Origin of the sequence: Collinsella aerofaciens, assembly GCF_015555045.1 — a bacterium.
In the GTDB taxonomy this organism is placed as follows: domain Bacteria; phylum Actinomycetota; class Coriobacteriia; order Coriobacteriales; family Coriobacteriaceae; genus Collinsella; species Collinsella aerofaciens_W.
Window position 1 is genome coordinate 37,257 of sequence record NZ_JADNJQ010000011.1, and the last position, 18,943, is coordinate 56,199.

The window sequence follows — 18,943 nt, forward strand, 5'->3', positions numbered from 1 at the left end:
ATGGGCTGACAGCGGTTGATTTGCAGGGATATTCGCGGTCTTTGGCATTTATCGTGGCGCCCGAAGCTCTTGGTTATGTTGAATACTCCTAAAAATGCACGGCGCTTAGAGGGGGACCTTCGCGAAAAAGGAAACCGCCCCGTCGAAGTATGCATTCGACGGGGCGGTTTATGCATTTGGCCGATTAAGGATACGCTGCCAAACTACTAGAACTTGACGGTCGGGGCCTGACGGGCTGCTTCGGCGGCCTCGAAGCCCTGGCGCTCCTTAAACTGGAAGATGCCGGCAAAGATGACAGCCGGGAACGTCTGAATGGCGTTGTTGTAGCTGAGCACGCAGTCGTTGTAGCTCTGGCGTGCATAGCTAATCTTGTTCTCGGTATCCTCGAGCGATGCCTGCAGCTGCGTAAAGTTGGTGTTTGCCTTAAGATCGGGATAGGCCTCGGCTACGGCGAAGAGCTGGCGCAGTGCGCCGGTCAGCACGTTGTCGGCTTCCATCTTGGCCTCGGGCGTGGTGGCCTTGACGGCGGTGTTACGCGCGCTGATCACGGCGGAGAGCGTCTCCTGCTCGTGCTTGGCGTAGCCCTTGACGGTCTCGACCAGGTTGGGGATCAGGTCGTTACGGCGCTGCAGCTGCGTATCGATGTTCTGCCAGGCGTTATCGATGCGGTTGCGCTTGGTGACCATGTTGTTGTAGATGCCGGCGATGGCGCAGACAATCACAATGACAACAACGATGCCGATGATGACGGGAAGCATGATGTCTCCGTTTCGAATGGCCGCGGCGGCATGCGCCAGCTGCCGTTGGTATAACGCTACTAGTATACCCGCAACGTTTTGCCGTGCCGAACTTTCCGGTAAGCGTTGTGTTTTCGGCGGGGCCGGCACCGGGGCAAAGCGCGCGAGGTACAGGTGTAAGATATGCGACAGATTGACGAGTGTTGTCTTTGCCCTGAGGATGGCGATACCAGTGGACCTTCGCATCAAGAAAACCTACCGCGCCCTGTTCGATGCCTTTACTGAGCTTCTCGAGGAGCATCGTTTTGAGGACCTGACGGTTGCCATGCTGTGCGACCGCGCCATGATTCGCCGCACGACGTTCTACAAGCACTTTCGCGACAAGAACGATTACTTTGCCTTTTATATCGATGAGCTCATGTCGGGCTTGCCGCAAAAACAGCCCGATGAGGCCGGCGCAGTGTCTGCCGAGGACGTGCGCGCGCTTCGACACGCGATTTTGGACGATGCCATGGATTTGATTCTGGCGCACGAGCAGCTCATGGATAACATTTTGGCAAGCAGCATGTCTGGCATGTTGACCAACGTTATTTGCGACCGTATTGCCCGCTCCATCCGCGAGCGTGTGATGAACGTGCTTGCCGAGGATGCCCTGGCCCCCGTGTCACTCGAGACGACGTCCGAGTTTGTCGCCGGCGGTATTATTCGACTTTTCACGATATGGTGGGAATCGGGCCACGATCTTGAGCGTCGACCCGAGATGGCCGACGTGGTCGATGCACTGTTCGAGCGAACCATGACGCCGGTGCATCACTAGAAGTGGCGGAGAGAGGGGGATTCGAACCCCCGGAACGCTCTCGCGCTCAACGGTTTTCAAGACCGCCGCATTCAACCGCTCTGCCATCTCTCCGTGAGTCGTAATGATAGCATCGTTTTGAATTTGCAACAGGGAAGGCGAACGATGACGATCATCGAAATCGACGAGAAGTTCATGCGCGAGGCGCTGGCGGAGGCGCGAGTCGCCACGGCGGTGGGCGAGGTGCCCATCGGAGCCGTAGTGGTGCGCGACGGTGAGATCGTCGCGAGGGCGCACAATCGGCGCGAACTCGACCAGGACCCTTCGGCTCATGCCGAGTTTGCGGCCGTGTGCGCCGCTGCCCAGGCGCTTGGCCGCTGGCGCCTTTTCGACTGTACGGTTTATGTAACGCTGGAGCCTTGCTGCATGTGCGCGGGCCTTATGGTCAACGCGCGCGTGGGACGCTGCGTGTATGGCGCGACCGATGCCAAGGCGGGCGCGCTGGGATCCCTATACGATTTGAATGCCGACTCGCGCCTGAATCATCGGTTTAACGTGACGGCTGGGGTCCTGGCGGATGAATGCCGCGAGCTGCTGAGTAGCTATTTTGGCGGTCTGCGCGGATCGGGTGGCAGCGGCTGTGGCTGCGGTCCGAACCTTGAGGCGCATGCCGCCCACGCCGCGGCGCTTGCTGGTGCCGGTGAGGATGCTGGCATGGCGGTTGACTTTGGTCCTGCGTGCCGCCGACCCCGCCGTGTGCTGTTGGCGATCGACTCCTTTAAGGGCAGCGTTTCGAGCGCGCAGGCGGAGGCGGCGGTTGCCGAGGGCATGCGCCGTGTGTGGCCCGATGCCGAGCTGAACGCTTTGCCGCTGGCAGATGGCGGTGAGGGGACGCTCGATGCCGTTGCCGCGTGCGGCGGTGAGATTGTGACCTGCGAGGTTGCAGGCCCCTTTGGCGAGCGTGTGCCTGCCCGGATGCTGGTGGACGACGAGCGCGACTCGGCTGTAATTGAGATGGCCGAGGCGGCCGGCATTGGGTATTCACCCTGCACGGAATCGGCGGCGCTCGCGGCTTCGACCTATGGCGTGGGCGAGCTCATGCTTCGCGCGGTTCGCACGGGCGCAAAGACTATCTATATTGGTCTGGGCGGTAGCGCCACCAACGACGGTGGCGCCGGCATGCTGCAGGTGCTGGGCGCGCGTGTGGCCGATGACCAGGGCTGCGATGTCGCCCCCGGTCTTGCCGGACTTGAGCGGGTGGCGAGCGTTGATTTGGCGCCGGCGCTGCAGGCTTTGGATGGCGCTCGCATCGTTGTGCTCTCCGATGTCGAGAATCCGCTCGTAGGGCGTCGCGGCGCGCTTGCGGTGTTCGGCGGACAGAAGGGTCTGCCGGCGGATGATGCCGAGGCGCTGGGCAAGTACGACAACTGGATGGTCGGCTACGGTCGCCTGCTCGATGCGGCAATTTTCGAGGTGCGAGCTCAGGGGTTGTTGCGCACACCCGAGGGCACACGGACGTTTGGCTCGGTGCTCGGCGTGCCCGGCGCGGGCGCTGCCGGTGGCTTGGGCGCGGCGTTACTGGCGCTCGGTGCGGAGCTACGCTCGGGCGTGGAGACGGTGCTCGATCTGATTGGGTTTGACGAACGCATGCGTGATGTCGACCTGGTCATAACGGGCGAGGGCAATATGGACGAGCAGTCCGCCGCCGGTAAGGCACCGGTGGGTGTGGCTCGCCGCGCCAAGCGATATGGCAAGCCGGTGGTCGCCGTCGTGGGCGGTCGCGCCGTCAACCTGGACGCGGTATATGGGCAGGGTATTGACTTGGTTTTGCCGATCTGCCGCAAGCCCATGCCTCTCGACCAGGCGCTCAATCCTCAGGAAGCCACAACCAACCTCATCTTCGCCGGTGAGTCAGCCGCCCAAGCCTACGACCTCGCTCGCCTCTAAAACCCATCCCCTCGATAAGTTGCGGTGAAATACGGAGTGTTATTGCCTTTAAGGTGCCAATTCAGTCCGTATTCCACCGCAGCTTCGAGAATGGCCATTCGAGGTTGGCTGCCTTGGGCCTTGGATCGGACCGTTTGCCACGAAACGTGGCCATCTACTACGTTAAACCGGCCACCCTCGACCATCCCGGAATTTGCAAAAACAAAACCGCAGGTAGAAAGCTTGCCGATTTTCGAAAAAGCCGGCTATGGTCGACCCCTGTGACCAAAATGTAGTAGATAGGCCCTTTTCGTGGCACAGCACCAGATCAGTCTATTTAGGACGGGGCTTCCTTGACTACGCTCGCCACCCTGATGCCCCACCAGTCAAAAAGTAGTCAAAAAAGCTCCGTCCCAAATTAGCTAGCTTGCTCTGGCGGGCGGGAGCAGGTAAGATATACCGAGCGCCTAGCGCGTTCGATGGGTTCGGATGACGACATGTTCCGAATCTGGTCAGGTCCGGAAGGAAGCAGCCATAAGGAGCCTCTGTCGGGCATCCGAATCCATCGAGCGCACGGGCGTTTTTTGGTGCCGCGACATGGCCCGGCCGGCGGCGAGGTGTTTGGTGTCTCGCTGGTCCTCGGCTTTGCCTGCGGGATCGCTCGACTACCAAGCGCCCTACCGTCACTCGCGGGTAGCCGACCGAAACCGCCTGAAGGGTCACATTTATCTGAATAACTAAATCCCGTGCCTTTTGCTGCTCGCTGGTGTTGTCTGGAGCGCGGTGGCTATGTGGTTCAGGAGGCGGCGGCACTGTTGCTTGAATTATTGCAGTTAACGAGGTCCGTTTCCCTAGGTGGGGAAACGGACCTCCTTTTGTCTCTGGGCTTGTGGATTGGCGAAGACAATAACCGCTGGCAGCTATTTTGAGTTCTTGATGCGGCGTGTGGCAGTGGCGGTTATTCCGAGGCCTGCGGCGGCGATTGCTGCGAGTGCGATTGCGCTCGGCGCTGTGTCGCCTGTGTTTGCGAGCTTGTCGGCGGTCGTATTTGTTTGCTTGCCGTTGCTCGAGTTCGCTTGCTTGGTGGAGCTTAGCGAGGTGTCTTTACCGGTCGCGGACGAGCCGGCGGGCGGTGTCGTCTCGGCGGGTTGCGTTGAGCCGGAGGGAGGCACTGTCTCGGTCGGTTTCGTTATCTCGGGCGAGGTGGCCTTGTCTGCCGCGGCCTTTGCCTCTTCGTATGCTTTGCAGGCGTCGTCATAGGCCGCTTGCGCCTTTTCCAAATCGTCGAGGAGCGCGTTTTGCTTGGTTATGTCCTCGTCGATGTGGGCTTTAGCTTCCTCCGCCTCACTTTCGAAACGCTGAACCTGTCTTTCCTGGATTTCGAGCTGGCGTTGGTAGGAGTGAAGATCATCTTCACAAGATTTTTCTCGCCTTTCTGCCGACATGATCTCACTTCGCAACTGCTTAATAGTTTCGTTAGAAGCTCCGTCGCCGATTGTCTTATTTAATTCTGCCTGAAGGCCGCTTGTCCGGTTGTGGGCCTCATCGTATTTGGCTTGGGCTGCATCGACGTTCGCTTGCATGGCGGGAAGGGGTTTCCTCCATTTGGCGGCTTCCGCCACCACCATGTCGTAGAGTTCTTGAAATGCGGCAATGTCATCATCGATTTCCGCAAGTTTCTCGGGACTTGCGGCGTCTTTTGCGGCCTCGAGGTTTTTGAGCGCTTCCTGCATGGCCGCGTACGCTTTTTCTTTTTCGGTGGCCGCGGTTTCGCTCGAGTTCGCGGCCGCTGTCTGCAAGGCGACTGCATCGGTGGGGGAGCTGATTTCTGCCGCGATCGCCGTTGCGGGGGCGATTCCCGCGACAAGTGCCGCGGAAAGGGCGATACCCATAGTTGCTCGTCTTGCTCTTCTTGCGAGAATGTCGTTCATCTCGGCACCTCATTTCAAGGGTTGGCGACTCACTTGGTAGCACTAAGGTAAGTATATCAGGCGGTTTACCTGCTCTTGAATCTCGCCAGAAATAACGAGCTGTTTACTCGTCTTTTGGGGCGGCAGTACTATCATGATTCGAATTGAGTGTGAATGATGATAGGGAGCGCCTATACATGATTGAGCTGCTCAGGCGTTTTGGTGGCAAGTTTCGCCGCTATATGGTGATTGGCCCTGCGTGCAAGCTGATCGAAGTGATCTTTGACCTGCTTACACCGCTCGTGATTGCCCAGATGATCGATAAGGGTATTGGCGCACACGATGTCAGCGCCGTTATCCACTACGGCATGGTACTTGGCGCCATGGCTGTGATTGGCATCTCGTTTACGCTTGTCTGCCAAAAGATGGCGGCGCTGACATCGCAGGGCATGGGCACCGACATTCGCGGCGCGCTCTACAAGCACATCAACAAGCTGAGCTATGCCGAGCTCGACCGCTTTGGCACGCCGTCGCTCATCACGCGCATTACCAACGACGTTAACCAGGTCCAGCTCGCTGTGGCGCTGGGCGTGCGCATGCTCATCCGCTGGCCCTTCCTGGCGGTGGGCTCCATGTGCGCGGCCCTTGCCATCGACCTTAAGCTCGGCATCATCTTTTTGATCTGCACGCCCGCCATTGGCCTGGTGTTCTGGGTTGTCATGGCGCGCTGCATTCCGTACTACAAGCAGCTGCAGGCAAAGCTCGACCGCATCGCGCTTATCTGCCGCGAGGGCCTTTCGGGCGCCCGCGTGGTTCGCGCCTTCGTGCGCGAAGATCACGAGCGCGAGCGCTTTGCGCAGGCCGCCGACGACCAGGCCAATACTGCCATCGCGGTGGGCAAGCTCTCGTCGATTCTCAACCCCGTCACGTTTTTGGTGATGAACCTGGGCGTGTGCGCCATCCTGTGGGTGGGCGGCATCCAGGTCAGCGTGGGCGAGCTTACGCAGGGCCAGGTCATGGCGTTTGTGAACTACATGACGCAGACCCTCACCTCCATCGTGTACGTCGCCAATCTGGTCGTGGTCTTTACCAAGGCGAGCGCCAGTGCGTCGCGTATCAACGAGGTGCTCAACTGCGAGCCGAGCATCACCGACGAGGATAACGAGCCGGTCGCACTGCCCCAGGCACCCGCGACGGACGTCGACGCCCCGGTCTCCGCGCTGAGCTTGAGCCATACGAGCTTCTCCTTTGGCGCGGGCGCCGCCAACGCCGTCAATGACGTGACCCTGGAGCTGCCGCTGGGCAAAACGCTCGGCATTATCGGCGGCACGGGCAGCGGCAAGTCCACGCTCGTCTCGCTCATCCCGCGCCTGTACGATGCGAGCACCGGCAGCGTGAGCGTGATGGGCGCCGACGTGCGCACCTGGCCGCTCGATCAGCTGCGCCATGTGGTCGCGACCGTTCCGCAGCGCGCATCGCTGGTGAGCGGCACAATCCGCAGCAACCTGACCTGGCGTGACGAGTCGGCGACCGACGAGGAGCTCTGGGCAGCGCTCGATATGGCGCAAGCGAGCGAGTTCGTGCGCAACAAGCCGCAGGGGCTCGATGCCCCGGTCGAGGCGGGCGGTAAGAACTTTAGTGGTGGCCAGCGCCAGCGCCTGACTATCGCGCGTGCCTTGGTGGGTTCGCCTCAGATATTGATTATGGACGACTCCGCCTCGGCGCTCGACTTTAAGACCGATGCGGCGCTTCGCCATGCCATTCGCGAACGAAGCATGCGCGGTGCCGCCGAGGGCGAGCTGCCGCTGACCACGGTGATTGTGAGCCAGCGCGTCTCGACCGTGCGCGACGCCGACATGATCTGCGTACTCGACCACGGCTCGGTTGCGGGCCTGGGCACGCATGACGAGCTGTACGCGACCTGCCAGCTCTATCGCGAGATTTGCCAGTCGCAGCTGCGCCGCGAGGAGCTCGAGGGCCAGCAGGGGAGTGCGGCGCCCGCGTCCGTCCCAAGTCCCGCGTCCGCCCCGGCTGCCCCGGCATCCACTTGCGCAAAGGAGGGCTGCTAAATGAATCCGTACACTTCCTCCGGTTCGGTCGCCACGATGACGGCCAACGTGTCCGGTAACGATAGCCTCAACGACCTGGGCGACGGTCCGCGCCAGCCCGGCGATCCCGAGCGCTATCCCGTGGGTGCGGTGACCCGCCGCTTGCTGGGCTACGTTCGTCCGCACCGTTTTTCGTTTACGGCGTCGTTTGTGAGTGCCGCCGTTTCGGTAATCTTGCAGCTCTATACGCCCATCCTTATTGGCGAAGGCATCGACCTTATCGTCGCCGCCGGGCAGGTGGACTTCGATGCGCTGCTGCCGCTCGTTACCAAACTCGCGCTCGTCGTGGTGGGAGCAGCGGCCTTCCAGTGGCTGCAGGGCTATTGCGTCAACCGCTTGTCCTACGAGACGGTGCGCGACATGCGCGTGGAGGCGAGCGACAAGCTCAGTCGCATGCCGCTCAGCTTTATCGACAGCCACGCCCACGGCGACCTTATGAGCCGCGTGGTCAACGACGTCGACCAGGTGGGCGACGGTCTGCTCCAGGGCTTTACCCAGCTATTCACCGGCGTTATCACCATCGTTGGCACGCTCGCGTTTATGCTCTCCATTAACCTGACCATGACGCTCGTGGTGGTACTCGTCACGCCGCTTTCCATTTTTGCAGCCGGCGCCATCGCCAAGCTCTCCAACAAAAGCTTTACGGCGCAGCAGCGCATTCAGGGTCAGCTCGGTGGTCATATCGAAGAGTACGTAGGCGAGCAGAAGCTTGTCGACGCCTTTGCCTATGGCCCCAATGCGCAGCTGCGCTTTGATGCCCTTAACGCCGAGCTCTATACGGCAGGCGAGTGCGCGCAGTTTATGGGCTCGCTTTCCAATCCCGGTACGCGCTTTATCAATAACATCATCTATGCCGTGGTCGCTGTGATCGGCTGCGTGGGCGTGATCACGGGCGTGCCCGCGGCGCTTACGGTGGGCGGCGTGCAGATCTTCCTGTCCTATGCCAACCAGTACACCAAGCCGTTCAACGAGGTCACCAACGTCATTACGCAGGTCCAGACCGCGTACGCCTCGGCGCGCCGCATGTTTGCGCTGCTCGATGCGCGCGAGCAGGAGCCCGACGCGTCGGACGCTGTAGAGCTTACCGCCCCGCAGGGTGAGGTGACTTTTGAACACGTGGACTTTAGCTACGTGCCCGACCGCAAACTGCTGCAGGATATCTGCATCGAGGCTAAGCCCGGCATGCGCTTTGCCCTGGTCGGCCCCACGGGCTGCGGCAAGACGACGCTCATCAACCTGCTGCTGCGCTTTTACGACATCGATGCCGGACGCATCATGGTCGATGGCAGGTCTTCGCGTGACTACACGCGCGCAAGCCTGCGCCGCGCCTTTGGCATGGTGCTGCAGGATACGTGGCTGTTCGAGGGCACGGTGGCGGAAAACATCGCTTACGGTTGCCCCGATGTCACGCGCGAGCAGGTTATCGAGGCCGCCAAGCGCGCGCATGCACACAAGTTTATCGTGCAGCTGCCAGGCGGCTACGATACGGTCATCGGCGAGGACGGCGGCACGTTTAGCCAGGGTCAAAAACAGCTGCTGTGCATCGCGCGCGTCATGCTCACCGACCCGGCGATTCTGCTGCTGGACGAGGCGACCTCGAGCATCGATACCCGCACCGAGCTGCAGGTGCAGGCGGCATTCGACGAGCTTATGGCCGGCCGCACAAGCTTTGTGGTGGCGCACCGCCTGTCGACGATCCGCAACGCCGACTGCATTCTGGTCATGCGCGACGGCCAGATTATCGAGCGCGGCACGCACGACGAGCTGCTAGCGGCAGGCGGCTTCTACGCCGAACTCTACCGCAGCCAGTTTGCCCAGTGAGCAAGCCCGTGGGGCAAATTAATCAATCGACAGACGGTGGTTTACATCTGTCACGTAAGTACTAAGATATTCATCTAATAAATTGCATTAGTGGCTTTAGTTTTTGGGGAAACGAGGCAACGTGACTATGACGTGCTCTTTGGTGGTTAACAGCAAGAGCGGTAATACCAGGATGGTTTCGGGCGCGATCAAGCGCGCTCTGCAGGCTGCGGGTGTTGATTTTGTCCATGCCGCGGCGTTGAGCGACGATGCGGATGCAGATCAGGTTGCGCTCGAGGCGCAGGGCGCCTGCGCGGCCGACACGGTGCTCGTCGGTTTTTGGTGCGACAAGGGCGCGTGCACGCCTTCGGTCGCGGCGTTGCTCTCCGCTTTGCACGGCAAGCGCGTCTTCCTGTTTGGCACCTGCGGCTTTGGGGCCGATCAGAGCTATTACCAGCAGATTATCGACCGCGTGACCTCCAATTTGGCTGGAGATGCCGAGCTTGCGGGCTGGGCGATGTGTCAGGGCAAGATGGGCCCTGCGGTCAAGCAGCGCTACGAGGCCATGCTCGAGCAAGATCCCGACAACGCCCGATTTAAGATGCTGCTCGACAACTGGGTTGCCGCAAAGGACCATCCTACCAAGGAGGACCTGGACAACATGGCCGCAGCCGCCAAGAAGGCCGTGCTGGGCGAGTAGCTTCGCCGTCCGCGATCCTTCGTGCAAAACAATACAAATGTGAAAGCCTCGAAGTTCTCGAGGCTTTTTTCTTGACACTTGTAGGCGCAACCGTGGCAGGCGTTTGGGGTGACATTTTCCATTACCCCGATGACGAGACCGTCCTGGACGACACACTCGCATGCGTTCGCTGGATGTATTCAGAGTGGGACGGGCTTTCCGGATGGATGGGGTTTCGGAAAGTGTGTCCCGGAATTTGCCTTTGGAATGGGATGCGGTTTCCGGTTGAGGGCTCTGGTGGAAAATGCGACCCGGAATTTGCAATCGGAGTGGGATGCAGTTTCCCAACGGGGCCGTAAGCGGAAACTGCATCCCACTCCGGACGTGAATTCTGGGACACGGTTTCCGGATGCAAAAAAGGCCACAAGACGTGGCCTTCAACTTATATATGTTCGGCGATACACCCAAGACAAGCCACGCTCCAACAACAGGGCGTCTGTCCGGGCGGAGGTATGTAAGGTTCATCGCGAGTTCCGCACGCAAAGGGGGCCACTTAATGTGGCCCCCGTCTTGCGTAGGACTGTCCGAGCAGGGAACCTTATATGCCTCCGTCCGGACAGACGTTTCAGTTATGAGTGACCCGCTACTTGATCTTGGTCGTACCCGGTGCCAGGTTGGGGTCGGTCTCGTTGGCCTCGGTCTGGAAGTGCTCCGTATAGACGTTCTTGCCGTCGCGGAACATCTCGTAGTATTGCATCTTGGCGTAATCCTCGCGCGCCTTGGTGGCGGCTGCTGCGGCGGCGTCGTCACCGGTGACGTTGGAGGAGAGTGCCCAGCGCAGGCTGGCGTCCTCGTAGCCCACGGAGTTGATAGCAGGCAGCGACTCGCGCAGCGTCATGTGCGCCTTCTGGTAGTCGGTCAGCGGGGCGCCGATCAGCTGCATGAGTTGCGTGGACAGGTAGTTGGTGGACAGGTTGTCGACCTCACTCGTCTGGTCGCAGCCGGCAACGTCGTAGTTGGCCCAGATGATGTAGTCAGTCTGCCACAGGCGCTCTTGATGCGTGGCGTCGTCCTCGCCGGTAAACCACTTGTCGTTGAACTTGGACGGGAAGAACGGCTGGTGATCGCCCCAGAACACCACGACCACCTTGCGGTCGAGTTTGCTCAAGGCGTTGAGGAAGTAGCGAAGCGCCTGGTCGGACTGCTCGATGCACGAGACATACTCGTCGACATCGGAGAGCGTGCCGTCCTCGACGGTCTTGGTGTCCAGGTCGGTCGTGTCGATGTTCAGGTGCATCTGCTTGTCGACCGGCAGCAGGCCCGTGTCGTAGCCCGAGTGGTTCTGCATGGTCACGTCGAAGATAAACTGCGGATCGGCGTTCTGGTCGAGCAGCTCAAGAATCTTGTCGTAGGTAGCCTGGTCGGTCACCATGCCGCGTAGGGTGTCGGCTCCCTGGAAGTCGTTGATGGACAGGAACCGGTCAAAGCCAAAGTCCTTGTACACGTTCTCGCGGTTCCAGTTGGTTGCGTGGTTGGGGTGCATGGCCGTGGTGGAATATCCGAGCGACTTGAACTGCTCTGCCAGGTTCCCGGTCGTTTCCATGTTGTAGATGGTGTAGGGGTACACGCCCGAGCCCAGGTTGGCCATGGAGTTGCCGGTCATAAACTCAAACTCGGTATTGGCGGTGCCGCCGCCGTAGGCGCTCACGTAGAGCTTACCGCGGCTGAGGCAGTTGGACAGGTTCTTAAAGTACTGCGGGCCCTCGTAGCCGGCGCGCATGTTCTGGTAGATCGAAAGATCCGAGAAGGTCTCGTTCATGATGGCGATGACCGTGGGCTTCTCGCTATCGAACTGCTCCTTTGCGGCGGCGCGCTCGTCGCTCTTGGCTGCGTCGGACTTGTCGTAGGCCTTGGCGTACTTTTTGAGCGTGGCCTTGGCATCGTCGACGGAGTAGTCGGCGGGTTTGGGCGGCTTGATGGACTGCGCTGCGCTAATGAAAGCGGGCAGGTAGCCCTCGCGCCAGTAGCTCTCGAGCGGGCGCCAGGTGTAGACGGTGATGCCGAGGGTGTTGTAGTAGTCGATGAGCGTGACGTGTGCGGTCACGCCGCCCAGGCACAGCACCGCCACGAGCAGGTTGGTGAGCAGCATGCGCTTGGCGTTGGCGGCGCCCTTCTGACGGTGCGGTGCCACCAGGCCGGCGTACTCGCACAGCAGCATGGCGATGGAGGTAAGGCCCATGGACAGCACGCAGAACAGTGAGATCGAGAAGGTGTAGCCGGTGCCGGCGACCGCGGCGGCGGTGGAGATGGCCGAAAGGTCGCCCGGCTGGATGGGCATGGATTTAAACGTGATGACGAAGAACTCGGCAATGCCCAGGACAAAGAGGGCAAAGGCCAGGACCGCGGGAGCTGCGCCGTGGCGCTGGAACAGGAAGAACAGGCCGACCATGAGCGTGGTGATGATGGCCCACTCGAGCAGGATGCACAGGGGGTAGACCCAGGTAAAGTCGTGGTTGGACGAAACCTCCATGCCCAGCAGCGCAAAAACGCCGGCGAGCAGCAGGCACAGGACGGCGGCGACGAGCGGTTTGCCCACAAAGGCGCCGCGCAGGCGGGCGAGCTTGCCGGTGGGGGCGGGGGCGTCGGGCTTGGCGAACGCAAAGACGCGCGGGGCGATGCGGTCGCGGGCGATGCTGGCCCAAGCGCAGCCGGTGAGGATGGCGTTGGTCAGGATGAGCATCACGAAGGCGAGCGGCTCGTTCTGCGCGACGAGGCCAATAGCGCCCCAAATGGTCAAAAAGAGCTGGAACAGGCCGAAGGCGACGCTCCACCCAAGAGCGCTTTTGGCAACGGTGCCCGACTGAGCGCGAATGGCCTTGGCCTCGCGCAAAACAAGGTAGACGGTCGCCGCAAGACCGACGAGCGAGATGGCGGCAGCGAACATGCTGAGACTCCTCACAAACTTAAAACCTACGAAAGCGGGGGTTTACCCGATTGTTACCTAAATATGCGCTGCATTTGCGGGCTGCGCACAACAACCAGCCATATTAACGCGCATGTGCGGCGGTGTGGCGCAATGTAGTGGCGACCTGCGCGATAATGGACGGGAATTACACGGAAACGTAAAGGCTTCTTAAAGAATTGGCGAGGATAGAGCTATGGGCGAGCAGGTTTGTATGACGGGCGCCGAGTACTGCGACGGAGCTGCGGGCGTGGATACGTTCGGCTATCCAGTCGAGACTACGGGCAACGCGGTGCTGGACACGTTGGAGCGCCGTTCCTCCACGCGTGCCTTCGCGCGTGATGACGACGACCGACCCGTGGCGGTGACCGACGAGCAGCGCGCAGCGATTTTGCATGCGGCGAGTCGCGCGCCGTCGGCGGGCGCCATGATGATGTATTCCATCGTGAGCATCCGCGAGCAAGCTACGCTCGACCGCCTGGCCGACCTGTGCGACCATCAGCCCATGGTTGCCAAGGCGCCCTGGGCACTCATATTTGTGGTCGATTATGCAAAGTGGATCGATCTGTTTGAGCACGTGGGCTGCTTTGAGCCCGAGTTTGTCGAGCGCACGGGCAAGGCGCCCCGCCGCGCGCCGGGTTTGGGCGACTTTGCCATCGCGGCCCAGGACGCCGTGATCGCCGCGCAAAACGCCGTGGTTGCCGCCGAGGCCCTGGGGCTGGGAAGCTGCTACATTGGCGACATCGTGGAGAACGCCGAGGAAGTTGCCGAGCTGCTCGATCTGCCGCCCTATACCATGCCGCTGTCGATGCTCATCATCGGCACGCCCCGTAAGGAGCGTCCGGCCATTGCGCACCCCGTGGTGAACCTGGTGCACGAGGAGCGCTACTGCCGCGCGGATGCCGCGACCATGGACGCGCAGGTGGCCGAGATGGACGCAATGTTCCGTCCGCATGCCCGCGAGGTGGGGGAGCGCGTCGTGGACATCTATACCCGCAAGCACACGAGTCCCTTTATGGCCGAGATGAGCCGATCCATGGAATGGTGGTTCAAAAACTGGCTTGGAAAATGACGAATGTGACAAAGGGGCAGTCCCTTTGTCACATTCCATATCGCCGCGGTGGCCTAAAGGCCGTATAAATGTTTATTTAGCTGGGAAAACAGTGCCATTCAAACATGGGCCGATTACCTATAATTCCTTCGAACATTAAAGTTGGGAGGAAACCGGCTTATGGAACAAAAGGCCAAGGAGGCAGCCTCGCACGCTGCGATTCCTGTGAGCATCTCGGCGATGCTCGTCACGCTGGGCGTGGTGTACGGCGATATCGGCACCAGCCCTATGTATGTAACCAAGGCGCTCGTTGCCGGCAACGGCGGCATCGGAAGCGTGACGGAGGAGTTCGTGCTTGGCGCGCTCTCCCTTGTCGTGTGGACGGTCACGCTGCTGACCACCATCAAGTATGTGCTCATCTCGCTGCGCGCCGATAACCATGGTGAGGGCGGCATCTTTGCCCTGTACAGCCTGGTCAAGCGTTGCGGCAAGTGGCTCATCATCCCCGCCATGCTGGGCGGCGCCGCATTGCTCGCTGACGGCATCCTGACACCTGCCGTTACCGTTACCACGGCCATCGAGGGCCTGCGCACCATCCCGGCAGTCCATGCCGTGCTGGGCGACGATCAGGGCCGCGTCGTGGCCATCACGCTTGCCATCATCATTGTGCTCTTCTTGGTGCAGCGCATCGGCACGGCCAAGATCGGCCGTGCCTTTGGCCCCATCATGACGCTGTGGTTTCTGTTCCTGGGCGGTACGGGTCTGTTCTTTGTCTTCCAGCACCCCGCGGTGCTGCTGTGCCTCAACCCGCTGCGCGGCATCGGCTTTTTGTTGAGTCCCAACAACCATGCGGGCATCATGATCTTGGGCAGCTGCTTCCTTGCCACCACCGGTGCCGAGGCGCTCTACTCCGACATGGGCCATGTGGGTCGCGGCAATATCTACGCCACCTGGCCGTTCGTTAAGTGCTGCCTGCTGCTTTCCTATATGGGCCAGGGCGCTTGGCTTATGAACAACGCTGCCAACCCCGAGCTCATGGGCATTGCCGACCTCAACCCGTTCTACCAGATGCTCACCCCGGGCCTGCGTCCCTTTGCCGTCGGCCTTTCCACCGTCGCGGCCATCATTGCCTCGCAGGCGCTCATCACCGGCGCATTCTCGCTGGTGTCCGAGGCCAGTCGCCTGGACCTCATGCCGCACATGCAGGTCTTCTATCCTGCCGAGACCAAGGGCCAGCTCTATATTCCCATGGTCAACAACGTCATGCTTGTGGGCTGCGTCATCGTGGTGCTGCTGTTCCAGAGCTCGGCGCACATGGAGGCCGCCTACGGCTTGGCGATTACCCTGACCATGATGTGCACGACGCTGCTGCTCTTCTTCTACTTGCATGTCGATCGCGGCCTTAAGGTCGTCCCGTATATCTTTGTTGCGTTCTTCCTCATGCTCGAGGGCTTCTTCTTTGTGAGCTCGCTTACCAAGTTCTTCCACGGTGGCTATTTCACCATTTTGATGGCCATGCTCATCATGGGCATTATGGTGTGCTGGTACAACGGCACGGCGGTCGAGCAGCGCCAGTTTACGCTGCTGCCGCTGCGCAGCTACCTGCCGCAGCTCAAGCGCCTGCGCGACGACGACCGTTACGAGCGCATGAGCGACAACGTCGTGTACCTGACCAAGGACACCCATACCGACTACATCGACCGCGATATCGTCTATTCGATCTTGGACAAGCATCCCAAGCGCGCCCGCGCCTGGTGGTTTGTGAATGTCGAGACCATGGACGAACCGCACACCTTTGCCTATTCGGTCGAGACGTTCGGCACCGACTACGTGTTCCGCGTGCATCTGTACCTGGGCTACAAGATCAACCAGCGCGTCAATGCCTACCTGCGTCAGGTTGTTCAGGACCTGGCTGCCACCGGCGAGTTGCCGCCGCAGACGCATGACTACTCGGTCTACAAGGATCCGGGTAACATCGGTACGTTCAAGTTCGTCCTGATCCGTAAGCTTCTGGCGCCCGAAAGCGATGTGGAGCCCAGCGAGCGTACGGCCATCACGCTCAAGTACATCATCCGTCGCGCCGCCGGCACGCCTGCGCGTTGGTACGGCCTGGAGAACTCCAACGTGAGCTTTGAGTACGTGCCGCTGTTCACCAAGTTCAAAGCCGTGAACAAGATGCAGCGCCTGGCCCCCAACGAGCGCCCGTAGTCGACGCTCGAGGTTTGTCTGCGAACGGGCGGGCTTGTATTGATGGGGATTGAGTCCTGGGAGGAAACCATGGATGCAAAGGTGCTTGACGGTTGCGATCTTGCTGCCGAGATGGTGCGTGAGGCACGCGCCGATGCCGCCGAAGATCGGTTCTTTACGAATCGTGCCAACATGGACATGGCCGATCGCGTGATTTCGATCGTGGTGACGGTGCTTGTCGCGGCGTGCGTGTGCGCACTGCTCGCGCACGTGCTGTTTGTCTAACGACCGCAGGTTGCAAAGGCTTTACACTTGGAACCACCACAAGGGGAAACCACCACAAGGGTGCCTGTCCCCTTTGTGGTGGTTTTTGTTTTTGAGAGAGGGGCGGGACGCTGATGGACGTTCGTACGGACGGCGATATTGCCGATAGTTTTTGGTGGCGGCGCACAACGCTGACGCGCCGCACTCCTCTGTATGACGCCTGCGTATCGGTGGGGCTGCTGGTCGCGGCGACGATTGTGGGCGCGCTGCTCGACCATCCGGGTCTCGCGCCGAGCATCATGATCGTCTATGTGTTCGCCGTTCAGCTGTGCGCATTCTTTACCTGGAGTCGCCTGTATTGCTTGCTGAGCTCGGCTGCCGCCGTGGCGCTCTACAACTTTTTGTTTGTCGACCCGCGCTACTCGCTGTCGCTTATCGACCGCGGCTATCCCGGCATGTTCTTCATCATGTTCGTGGTTTCGCTTGTGTCGAGCTCGATTGCGTTGGCCCTGCGCCGCGCCTTGGCACAGGCTGCCGCCAGCGACCGCCGCACGCATATGGTGCTCGAGACCAACCGCATGCTGCAGCGGTGCGCCGATCAGCATCAGATCGTTCACGCCATGGCCACGCAGCTGGCGCGTCTTTCGGGCTGTCCGGTTGTGTGGTACAGCGCCGACGCCGAGGGCGATGACCTGCTGCCGCGTGCGACGTGCACGGCCGTGGGCGATGCCGCCCCGGTGCACGAGCTGGCGCCGCAGATGCCGCCGAGGCTCTCGGCGTCCGCCTACGTGGGAACGCCGCTCGACGCCACGTTTGGCGGTTCGGCGTTTTATGGCATCTACCTGACGGTTCGCACGGGCGACGGCTTCGTGCGCTCGGGCGACCCCGCCTCGGTGGTGGGCGTGCTGGCTATCGTTGCCGAGCCCGACGTGCTGACGCACGAGGAGCGGACACTTGCCGATGCCATCGTGAGCGAAGGCGAGCTGGCACTCGATCGCGCCCGCGCCATGGAGGCCCGCGAGGCGGCGGCGGTGCTCGCCAAAAACGAGCAGCTGCGCGCCAACCTGCTGCGTTCCATCTCGCACGACCTGCGTACGCCGCTTACCAGTATTTCGGGTAATGCCGACGTGCTGCTCGACCAGGGCTCGACCGGCACCGCCGTGCTCGACGCCCAGACGCGCCGCGGCCTGCTCCTGTCCATTCGCTCGGATGCGCAATGGCTCAACGCCACTGTCGAGAATCTGCTCGCTATCACCAAGCTCGAGGGTGGCGGCATGCGCCTGTCGACCACGCTCGAGCTCATGGACGATATCGTCGAGGAGGCGCTGCGCCACGTAAATCCGGCTGTGCGCGAGCACGACCTTAAGGTGGTGGCGTGCGATGAGCCGGCGCTCGTCAATGTCGATGCGCGCCTGATGGTGCAGCTGGTGGTCAATCTGGTGAACAACGCCATCTCCTATACGCCCGCAGGCTCGCATATCGTGATTTCGATTGGCGTCGACGATGGACGCGTAGCGTGCTCGGTGGCCGATGACGGCCCGGGCATTGCGCCCGAGGACCGCGAGCGGATCTTTGAGTCGTTCTACACCGCCAACCACGGTCTTGCCGACAGCCATCGCAGCGTGGGTCTGGGTCTTTCGCTCTGCCGCTCCATTGCGTTAGCGCATGGCGGTAGCATAGAGGTTGCCGCGGCGGATCCGCACGGCTCGGTCTTTACGATTGAGCTTCCCGTCGCTGACGTTTCGTTTGATAAGGAGTAACGCTGTGCCGAACTCTGCCGTAAAACCGCTCATCTTGGTTGTCGAGGACGACCCCGCCGTTCGCAACTTAATCGTTGCCGCGCTCGAGGCGCACGGCTTGCGTCATATGGCTGTGGAGACCGCCCATGCCGCCATCGCCGCTGCCTCATCGCAGGCACCGAGCATTGTGCTGCTCGATCTGGGCCTGCCCGATATGGACGGCGTTAAGGTGGTGGAGTCGGTGCGCGCATGGTCGGGCATGCCGATCATCGTGGTCTCGGCGCGCAGCGAGGATGCGGACAAGATTCGCGCGCTCGATGCCGGCGCCGACGACTACCTGACCAAGCCGTTTTCGGTCGAGGAGCTGCTCGCGCGCATTCGCACGACGCTCAGGCGCCTTTCGTATGCGCAAACGGGCGGCGTTGCTTCCGAGGGCTCGTTCGATACCGGTGAGCTGCATATCGATTTTGATGCCGGCATCGCCACGATGGATGGCGAGGAGCTGCATCTGACGCCGATCGAGTACAAGCTCCTGTGCCTGCTGGCGCATAACGCCGACAAGGTGCTGACGCACCAGTTTATCCTGCACGAGATTTGGGGCACGGCGACCAAGAGCGACCTGGCAAGCCTGCGTGTCTTTATGGGCACGCTGCGCAAGAAGATCGAATCCGACCCCGCGCATCCGCGCTATATCCAGACGCATGTGGGTATCGGTTACCGATTGGTCACCCAAGGCTAGATTGCCAACCACCATCCCACTATGAGTTGCGGTGAAATACGGTCT

At 61.0% G+C, this 18,943-nt stretch carries 13 protein-coding genes, 1 tRNA gene and 1 other RNA gene; 11 read left to right on the forward strand and 4 right to left on the reverse strand.

Annotation, left to right across the window (positions count from 1 at the left end):
• Positions 1 to 206 precede the first annotated feature (206 nt).
• On the reverse strand, positions 207 to 758 hold the full coding sequence (locus tag I2E45_RS05385) for a LemA family protein (protein WP_195240071.1): 552 nt from the start codon (positions 756 to 758) through the stop codon (positions 207 to 209).
• Between the two features lie 211 nt (positions 759 to 969).
• Between I2E45_RS05385 and I2E45_RS05390 the strand changes: the two genes are divergently transcribed.
• On the forward strand, positions 970 to 1,554 hold the full coding sequence (locus I2E45_RS05390) for a TetR/AcrR family transcriptional regulator (RefSeq protein WP_158551589.1): 585 nt from the start codon (positions 970 to 972) through the stop codon (positions 1,552 to 1,554).
• Between the two features lie 3 nt (positions 1,555 to 1,557).
• On the opposite strand, the gene I2E45_RS05395 is transcribed toward I2E45_RS05390, so the two are convergent.
• A tRNA-Ser gene (locus I2E45_RS05395) sits at positions 1,558 to 1,647 on the reverse strand.
• Between the two features lie 51 nt (positions 1,648 to 1,698).
• On the opposite strand from I2E45_RS05395, the gene tadA reads away from it, so the two are divergent.
• Both tadA and ffs read left to right on the forward strand, forming a co-directional pair.
• On the forward strand, positions 1,699 to 3,480 hold the full coding sequence (gene tadA / locus I2E45_RS05400; protein ID WP_195444784.1) for a tRNA adenosine(34) deaminase TadA: 1,782 nt from the start codon (positions 1,699 to 1,701) through the stop codon (positions 3,478 to 3,480).
• Between the two features lie 455 nt (positions 3,481 to 3,935).
• Positions 3,936 to 4,031, forward strand: an RNA gene (gene ffs, locus I2E45_RS05405) — signal recognition particle sRNA small type.
• Positions 4,032 to 4,379: 348 nt separating this feature from the next.
• On the opposite strand, the gene I2E45_RS05410 is transcribed toward ffs, so the two are convergent.
• Positions 4,380 to 5,390: a coiled-coil domain-containing protein gene (locus tag I2E45_RS05410; RefSeq protein WP_195444786.1), complete on the reverse strand. Its 1,011-nt coding sequence runs from the start codon at positions 5,388 to 5,390 to the stop codon at positions 4,380 to 4,382.
• Between the two features lie 176 nt (positions 5,391 to 5,566).
• Between I2E45_RS05410 and I2E45_RS05415 the strand changes: the two genes are divergently transcribed.
• The 3 genes from I2E45_RS05415 to bilS all read left to right on the forward strand — a co-directional run bounded on the left by I2E45_RS05415 (position 5,567) and on the right by bilS (position 9,977).
• On the forward strand, positions 5,567 to 7,438 hold the full coding sequence (locus I2E45_RS05415; RefSeq protein WP_195444788.1) for an ABC transporter ATP-binding protein: 1,872 nt from the start codon (positions 5,567 to 5,569) through the stop codon (positions 7,436 to 7,438).
• Complete coding sequence (locus I2E45_RS05420) at positions 7,439 to 9,298, forward strand: ABC transporter ATP-binding protein (protein WP_195444790.1); 1,860 nt, start codon at positions 7,439 to 7,441, stop codon at positions 9,296 to 9,298.
• Between the two features lie 127 nt (positions 9,299 to 9,425).
• Positions 9,426 to 9,977: a flavodoxin family protein BilS gene (gene bilS / locus I2E45_RS05425; protein ID WP_195444792.1), complete on the forward strand. Its 552-nt coding sequence runs from the start codon at positions 9,426 to 9,428 to the stop codon at positions 9,975 to 9,977.
• 622 nt (positions 9,978 to 10,599) lie between these two features.
• Here the strand turns inward: bilS and I2E45_RS05430 are convergent.
• A complete protein-coding gene (locus I2E45_RS05430) occupies positions 10,600 to 12,900 on the reverse strand; it encodes an LTA synthase family protein (protein ID WP_195444794.1) in 2,301 nt (766 codons plus the stop codon).
• Positions 12,901 to 13,114: 214 nt separating this feature from the next.
• Here I2E45_RS05430 and I2E45_RS05435 point away from each other — a divergent pair, with 214 nt between their 5' ends.
• From I2E45_RS05435 to I2E45_RS05455, 5 genes are all read left to right on the forward strand, one after another.
• Positions 13,115 to 13,990: a nitroreductase family protein gene (locus I2E45_RS05435; RefSeq protein ID WP_195444796.1), complete on the forward strand. Its 876-nt coding sequence runs from the start codon at positions 13,115 to 13,117 to the stop codon at positions 13,988 to 13,990.
• Positions 13,991 to 14,149: 159 nt separating this feature from the next.
• Positions 14,150 to 16,177: a KUP/HAK/KT family potassium transporter gene (locus tag I2E45_RS05440; protein ID WP_195444798.1), complete on the forward strand. Its 2,028-nt coding sequence runs from the start codon at positions 14,150 to 14,152 to the stop codon at positions 16,175 to 16,177.
• Between the two features lie 69 nt (positions 16,178 to 16,246).
• Positions 16,247 to 16,441 carry a hypothetical protein gene (locus I2E45_RS05445; RefSeq protein ID WP_195444800.1) on the forward strand — a complete coding sequence of 65 codons (195 nt, stop codon included), beginning with the start codon at positions 16,247 to 16,249 and terminating at the stop codon, positions 16,439 to 16,441.
• A 113-nt stretch (positions 16,442 to 16,554) separates the two neighbouring features.
• Positions 16,555 to 18,180, forward strand: coding sequence for an ATP-binding protein (locus I2E45_RS05450; RefSeq protein ID WP_195444802.1), 1,626 nt, complete (start codon positions 16,555 to 16,557; stop codon positions 18,178 to 18,180).
• A 4-nt stretch (positions 18,181 to 18,184) separates the two neighbouring features.
• Positions 18,185 to 18,898: a response regulator gene (locus tag I2E45_RS05455; RefSeq protein WP_117648427.1), complete on the forward strand. Its 714-nt coding sequence runs from the start codon at positions 18,185 to 18,187 to the stop codon at positions 18,896 to 18,898.
• Positions 18,899 to 18,943 lie beyond the last annotated feature (45 nt).

Excerpts from the sequence above, each read along its gene's own strand:
- I2E45_RS05430 (WP_195444794.1), bottom strand. The coding sequence starts at position 12,900 with ATGTTCGCTGCCGCCATCTCGCTCGTCGGTCTTGCGGCGACCGTCTAC.
- bilS (WP_195444792.1), top strand. The coding sequence starts at position 9,426 with ATGACGTGCTCTTTGGTGGTTAACAGCAAGAGCGGTAATACCAGGATG.
- I2E45_RS05445 (WP_195444800.1), top strand. The coding sequence starts at position 16,247 with ATGGATGCAAAGGTGCTTGACGGTTGCGATCTTGCTGCCGAGATGGTG.
- I2E45_RS05435 (WP_195444796.1), top strand. The coding sequence starts at position 13,115 with ATGGGCGAGCAGGTTTGTATGACGGGCGCCGAGTACTGCGACGGAGCT.
- I2E45_RS05440 (WP_195444798.1), top strand. The coding sequence starts at position 14,150 with ATGGAACAAAAGGCCAAGGAGGCAGCCTCGCACGCTGCGATTCCTGTG.
- I2E45_RS05410 (WP_195444786.1), bottom strand. The coding sequence starts at position 5,390 with ATGAACGACATTCTCGCAAGAAGAGCAAGACGAGCAACTATGGGTATC.
- I2E45_RS05420 (WP_195444790.1), top strand. The coding sequence starts at position 7,439 with ATGAATCCGTACACTTCCTCCGGTTCGGTCGCCACGATGACGGCCAAC.
- tadA (WP_195444784.1), top strand. The coding sequence starts at position 1,699 with ATGACGATCATCGAAATCGACGAGAAGTTCATGCGCGAGGCGCTGGCG.
- I2E45_RS05415 (WP_195444788.1), top strand. The coding sequence starts at position 5,567 with ATGATTGAGCTGCTCAGGCGTTTTGGTGGCAAGTTTCGCCGCTATATG.
- I2E45_RS05450 (WP_195444802.1), top strand. The coding sequence starts at position 16,555 with ATGGACGTTCGTACGGACGGCGATATTGCCGATAGTTTTTGGTGGCGG.
- I2E45_RS05385 (WP_195240071.1), bottom strand. The coding sequence starts at position 758 with ATGCTTCCCGTCATCATCGGCATCGTTGTTGTCATTGTGATTGTCTGC.